This is a genomic window from Empedobacter sp. UBA7611, assembly GCF_002484365.1.
Taxonomy (GTDB): Bacteria; Bacteroidota; Bacteroidia; order Flavobacteriales; family Weeksellaceae; genus Empedobacter; species Empedobacter falsenii_B.
This window is the reverse complement of the sequence record NZ_DLJR01000001.1, coordinates 403-6,029: the sequence shown is the minus strand read 5'-3', so window position 1 is coordinate 6,029 and position 5,627 is coordinate 403. Positions and strand designations below refer to the sequence as shown.

Here is a 5,627-nt window from a genome sequence, read left to right as displayed (position 1 = left end):
ACTCCTGTTCAGCTTTATTTGAAATTGCGAGATATTTATCCGAATGCCTTATTATTAGAGAGTTCTGACTATCATTCTAAGACAGATGCTAACTCTTTTATTTGTCTAAATCCGATCGCAACTTTTAAGGTTACAAACGGAATTGTGAATGAAACGTATGCGAATGGAGAAACAAAAGAATATGCGTTGAATGGTCAAGAATTGACAGAGAAATTCAAAAAATTTACAAGTCAGTTTATGATTCAAAATGGAGAAGATTTACTTGTAAATGGTTTATTTGGATACATTGCGTGGGATGCGATTCCACATTTTGAAACAGTAAAATTTTCAGCAAAAGGAAACGAAGCAACGATTCCAGAATTTTCGTATTCGTTCTATCAAAATATTGTGGTGTTCAATCATTTTCACAATGAAATTCAATTCATCGAATTTCAAAATGATGAAATAGATTCTAAATTTTCTGAAATTAAAAGTGTTGTTCATAACAAATCAATTGTTGAATATCCATTTAATGTAGAAAGTGAAATTCAATCGAATTTAACAGATGATGAATTCAAAGAAATGGTGACAAAATGTAAACAATCTTGTTTCCGTGGAGATGTTTTCCAAATTGTTCCTTCTCGTCAATTCAAACAAAAATTTTCGGGTGACGAATTTAATGTTTACCGCATTTTACGCTCTGTAAATCCTTCGCCCTATTTGTTTTATTTCGATTACGGAAATTATAAAATCTTCGGATCTTCACCAGAAGCGCAAATTATCATTAATAATAATCATGCAGAAATTCATCCTATTGCAGGAACAGTTCGCAGAACTGGAAGTCCAACTTTGGACAAAGAATTGACCGAAAAATTAATTGCTGACCCAAAAGAAAATGAAGAGCATGTGATGTTGGTCGATTTGGCTCGCAATGATTTAAGTCGAAATTCTGCTGATGTAAAAGTCGCACAATACAAAGAAATTCAGTATTTCTCGCATGTGATTCACATGGTTTCAAAAGTAACTGCTCAATTGGATCCAAGCGTAAATACGATGAAAGTTTTTGCAGACTCTTTTCCGGCTGGAACACTTTCTGGCGCACCAAAATTCAAAGCAATGGAATTATTAGACGGTTACGAAAATCAAAATCGTGGCGTTTATGGTGGCGGAATTGGATATTTAGGATTCAACGGTGACATCAACATGGCGATTGCGATTCGTACGTTCGTCAGCAAACAAAATACCTTATATTTTCAGGCTGGTGCTGGAGTTGTTTCCAAATCGGTCGAAGAAAATGAATTACAAGAAGTCAATCATAAATTAGGAGCGCTTCGTCGCTCAATAGAAATCGCTCAAAACCTATAAACTATGAAAATTTTAGTTATCGATAATTACGATTCGTTCACCTATAATTTAGTGCATTCATTAAAGAAATTCGCCGATGATATTACCGTTGTTCGCAATGATGGAATTACTTTGGAAGATGTGAATAATTATGATAAAATATTACTTTCTCCAGGTCCAGGAGTTCCTGATGAAGCCAATTTATTGAAACCAATCATCGAGAAATATGCTTCAACAAAATCTATTTTTGGCGTTTGTTTAGGACAACAAGCAATTGGAGAAGTTTTTGGAGGGAAATTATTAAATACACAAGAAGTTTTTCACGGAGTTGAATCTAAAATTGAAGTAATAAAAGACGAAGTGTTATTCCAAAATTTACCAAAAAAATTAGAAGTTGGACGTTACCATTCTTGGGTAGTTTCAAATGAAGATTTTCCTGAAGAATTAGAAATTACAGCAGTTGGTCCAAAAGGAGAAGTGATGGCTTTACGTCACAAAACGTATGATGTTCGCGGTGTTCAGTTTCATCCAGAATCTATTTTAACACCACTTGGAGATGAGATGATTAAGAATTGGTTAGAAGCTTAAAACGATGAAAAAATTATTAAATTTATTATTCGAAAATTATACTTTGAGCGAAAATGAAGCCTATCAAATTATGGTGGAAATTTCGGAAGAAAAATATTCGGCTGTCGAATTAGCTTCATTTATGACCATTTTTAATATGCGTAACATTACGTTGGAAGAATTAAAAGGATATCGTCGAGCGTTGTTAGATTTATGCATCAAAGTTAATTTACCAAAGCAAGCGATTGATGTTGTAGGAACGGGCGGTGACGGAAAAGACACTTTTAATATTTCGACATTGAGTTGTTTTGTCTTGGCTGGAGCTGGAGAGAAAATTATTAAACAAGGAAATTACGGAACGTCGTCTGTAAGCGGTTCTTCGAATATGTTGGATAATTTTGGTTACGAATTTTCTGTTAATCAAGATAAATTAAAACGTGAGTTCGAAGAAGTTGGAATTACATTTTTACATGCGCCACTCTTTCATCCGGCTTTAGCGAAAGTTGCTCCGATTAGAAAAGGTTTGGCGATAAAAACATTTTTCAATTTAATGGGGCCTTTGGTGAATCCTGTTCAACCAGAATTTCAAAATTTAGGAACATATGATGTCAAAACTGCTCGATTATATCATTATGTGATGCAAAATTCGGGCGTGAAATATTCGATTTCGACTGCGTTGGCTGGTTATGATGAAGTTTCGTTGACATCGCCTACAAAAGTGTTCAATAATTCGGGGGAATTTGTTTTAGAAAGTAAAGATTTTGGTTTAAATATTCTTCAACCTGATGAGATAAAAGGAGGAAAATCAATCGAAGAAAATTCAAAAATATTTTTGAGCGTTTTAGAAGGAAATTCAACTAAAGCACAAAAAGAAGTTGTTTTAGCAAATGCTGCTTTAGCGCTTAAAACAATTTATCCAACCAAAGATTTAATCGAATGTGTAGCAATTGCGAACGAAAGTTTAGACAGTAAAAAAGCATTGAATGTATTCCAAAAATTAATGAAACCATGAAAACGATATTAGACGAAATTGTCGCGCAAAAACGTATTGAAATTTTAGAAAAACAGAAAACTCAATCAATAGAAAGTTTTAGAAATTCAGAAAATTTTTTGCTTCCTGTTAAATCTACAAAAGCTTCAATTTTAGATAAATTAAAATCTGGAATTATTGCAGAATTTAAGCGAAAATCACCATCGAAAGGTTTTATTAACAAAGACGCAAATGTAAAAGAAGTTGTTTCCGGTTACGAAAAGTTTGGTGCTTCTGTCGTTTCTGTTTTAACAGATGAGCAATTTTTTGGCGGAAGTTTTGATGATTTAAAACAAGCAAAAGAAGTGTTGAATATTCCTGTTTTGCGTAAAGATTTTATTGTTGATGAATTTCAAGTGTACGAAACAAAAGCGATTGGTGCAGATTTGATGTTATTAATTGCAGAATGTTTGACGAAAGATGAAGTGTATCATTTAGCTAAAACTGCTAAGGGAATTGGATTAGAAGTTTTATTGGAATTACATTCAGAAGATCAATTAGAAAAGGTAAATGAATTCATTGATTTGATTGGAATTAACAATCGTAATTTGAAAAATTTCGAAGTTGATATTGAAAAATCAAAACAAATCTTGAAACAATTACCAACCGATTTAATTAAAGTTGCGGAAAGTGGAATTTCTGATCCTAAAACAGTAAAAGAATTAAGACAAGCTGGATTTCAGGCATTTTTAATTGGTGAAAATTTTATGAAAGCAGATAATCCATCTCAAGCATTTGAGCAATTTGTAAAAGAATCAAAATGAAACGTTTTCAAGTAAAGGTTTGCGGAAATAATAACATCGAAAATTTTAAAGAAATTGCAGCAATCGAACCCGATTATGTAGGCTTTATTTTCTATCCAAAATCAAAAAGATTTGTAGAAGACGAATCTATTTTTGAAGTTTTTCCGAATGCAGAAAAAGTTGGCGTTTTCGTGAATGAATCAGTCGAGAAAATTCTCGAAAAAGTTGAAGAATATAAATTAGATGTTGTCCAATTACATGGTGATGAAACAGCTGACTTTTGTGAAGAATTAATCAATCAAAAACATCAACGATTATTAACTGATGAAAGCTTTTTAGACTTTAAAATTTGGAAAGCTGTTGGTATAAAATCGATTGAAGATTTTCAACAATTAACCACTTATCAACAAGTTGTTGATAGTTTTGTTTTCGATACAAAATCAAGTGATTATGGCGGAACAGGAAAAAAATTTGATTGGCAATTGTTAACAAACTATCAGTTATCAACACCCTTTTTATTAAGTGGAGGAATAACATTGGAAGATGCATTTATCTTGAAAAATTTTCAGCATCCGAAATGTATTGGATTTGATATCAATAGTGGTTTTGAGTCAGCACCAGGAATAAAAAAAACTGACGAAGTAAAACAGTTTATCGATACAATTGATGGACGAATTGAACAAAATTAAAAATAAACAAAATGAAATACGAAGTTGACGAAAGAGGTTTTTATGGTGAATTTGGAGGAGCATTTATTCCAGAATTATTACATCATAATTGTGAAGAATTATCTGAAGCTTTAGCCCTATATGCAGATACAAAAGAGTTCAAAGATGAATTTAATTTGTTATTAAAAGATTACGTTGGTCGACCAAGTCCATTGTATTTTGCACCAAATCTTTCCAAAAAATATAACGCCAATATTCTTTTAAAACGAGAAGATTTGAATCACACAGGAGCGCATAAAATCAACAATGCAATTGGTCAGGCACTTTTAGCGAAACGAATGGGTAAAACCAAAATTATTGCCGAAACTGGTGCTGGACAACATGGTGTTGCTACTGCTACTGTTTGTGCGTTGATGGGATTAGAATGTATCGTTTTTATGGGAGAAATTGATATTTCTCGTCAAGCTCCAAATGTTGCGCGAATGAAAATGTTAGGAGCAGAGGTGATTCCTGCAACTTCGGGAAGTAAAACATTGAAAGATGCAACAAATGAAGCGATTCGTTATTGGATTAATAATCCTGAAACTTTTTACATCATTGGTTCTGTCGTTGGGCCTCATCCTTATCCAGCAATGGTAACCAAATTTCAAGCGATTATTTCGGAAGAAATTAAAGCACAAATGAAAGAGAAATATGGAAAAGAGAACCCTGATTATGTGATTGCTTGTGTTGGTGGTGGAAGTAATGCTGCGGGAGCTTTTTATCATTTTTTAAATGATGATTCAGTCAAATTAATCGCGGTTGAAGCGGCTGGTTTGGGCGTAGAATCTGGAGAAACTGCTGCTACAACTATCAAAGGAACAGAAGGAATTATTCACGGAAGTCGAACATTATTGATGCAAGATAAAGATGGACAAATTGTTGAACCTTATTCAATTTCGGCTGGATTAGATTATCCTGGCGTTGGTCCTTTACATGCGCATTTGTTCAAAACTGGACGTGCTGAATTCTTAAATGCAACAGATGATGAAGCCTTGGAAGCTGCTTTTATGTTGACAAAAGAGGAAGGAATCATTCCTGCATTAGAATCTTCTCACGCTTTAGCTGCTTTAGAAAAAATTAATTTTAAACCGCAAGACATTGTGATTCTGAATCTTTCAGGAAGAGGAGATAAAGATTTAGAAACATATATGAAAGTTTCCGAAAAATATTCTTAAAAATATTTGGTTAATTTTCAAAAATCACCTTACATTTGCACCCACGATAATGAAATCTATCGGGGTGTAGCGTAGCCCG

General features: G+C 33.2%; 6 protein-coding genes (1 of these 6 running past the window's edge). All 6 read left to right on the top strand.

The window, feature by feature from the left end:
* Tightly spaced (at most 11 nt apart), the 6 genes in view from B3R94_RS00030 to trpB form a layout consistent with a single transcriptional unit that may run on beyond the window.
* Positions 1-1,344, top strand: the 3' portion of a protein-coding gene (locus B3R94_RS00030; protein ID WP_291097786.1) for an anthranilate synthase component I family protein. The gene continues 12 nt to the left of window position 1, outside the view; the window shows 1,344 of its 1,356 coding nt (coding positions 13-1,356); its start codon lies beyond the left edge, outside the window; the stop codon is at positions 1,342-1,344.
* A gap of 3 nt (positions 1,345-1,347) precedes the next feature.
* On the top strand, positions 1,348-1,911 hold the full coding sequence (locus B3R94_RS00025) for an anthranilate synthase component II (protein ID WP_125349948.1): 564 nt from the start codon (positions 1,348-1,350) through the stop codon (positions 1,909-1,911).
* A 4-nt stretch (positions 1,912-1,915) separates the two neighbouring features.
* Positions 1,916-2,902 (top strand): anthranilate phosphoribosyltransferase, encoded by a 987-nt coding sequence (gene trpD, locus B3R94_RS00020; protein ID WP_125349947.1) that lies wholly within the window; start codon positions 1,916-1,918, stop codon positions 2,900-2,902.
* Entirely contained in the window at positions 2,899-3,684 is a 786-nt protein-coding gene (trpC, locus tag B3R94_RS00015; RefSeq protein ID WP_291097783.1) for an indole-3-glycerol phosphate synthase TrpC, read from the top strand. Before trpD ends, trpC begins: the two co-directional genes overlap by 4 nt.
* Entirely contained in the window at positions 3,681-4,352 is a 672-nt protein-coding gene (locus B3R94_RS00010) for a phosphoribosylanthranilate isomerase (RefSeq protein WP_291097780.1), read from the top strand. Before trpC ends, B3R94_RS00010 begins: the two co-directional genes overlap by 4 nt.
* 11 nt (positions 4,353-4,363) lie before the next feature.
* On the top strand, positions 4,364-5,548 hold the full coding sequence (gene trpB / locus B3R94_RS00005) for a tryptophan synthase subunit beta (RefSeq protein WP_291097778.1): 1,185 nt from the start codon (positions 4,364-4,366) through the stop codon (positions 5,546-5,548).
* Positions 5,549-5,627: the final 79 nt, after the last annotated feature.

Bases quoted from the DNA above. Each gene is read 5' to 3' on its own strand.
- B3R94_RS00025 (WP_125349948.1), top strand. From the start codon at position 1,348: ATGAAAATTTTAGTTATCGATAATTACGATTCGTTCACCTATAATTTA.
- trpD (WP_125349947.1), top strand. From the start codon at position 1,916: ATGAAAAAATTATTAAATTTATTATTCGAAAATTATACTTTGAGCGAA.
- trpC (WP_291097783.1), top strand. From the start codon at position 2,899: ATGAAAACGATATTAGACGAAATTGTCGCGCAAAAACGTATTGAAATT.
- B3R94_RS00010 (WP_291097780.1), top strand. From the start codon at position 3,681: ATGAAACGTTTTCAAGTAAAGGTTTGCGGAAATAATAACATCGAAAAT.
- trpB (WP_291097778.1), top strand. From the start codon at position 4,364: ATGAAATACGAAGTTGACGAAAGAGGTTTTTATGGTGAATTTGGAGGA.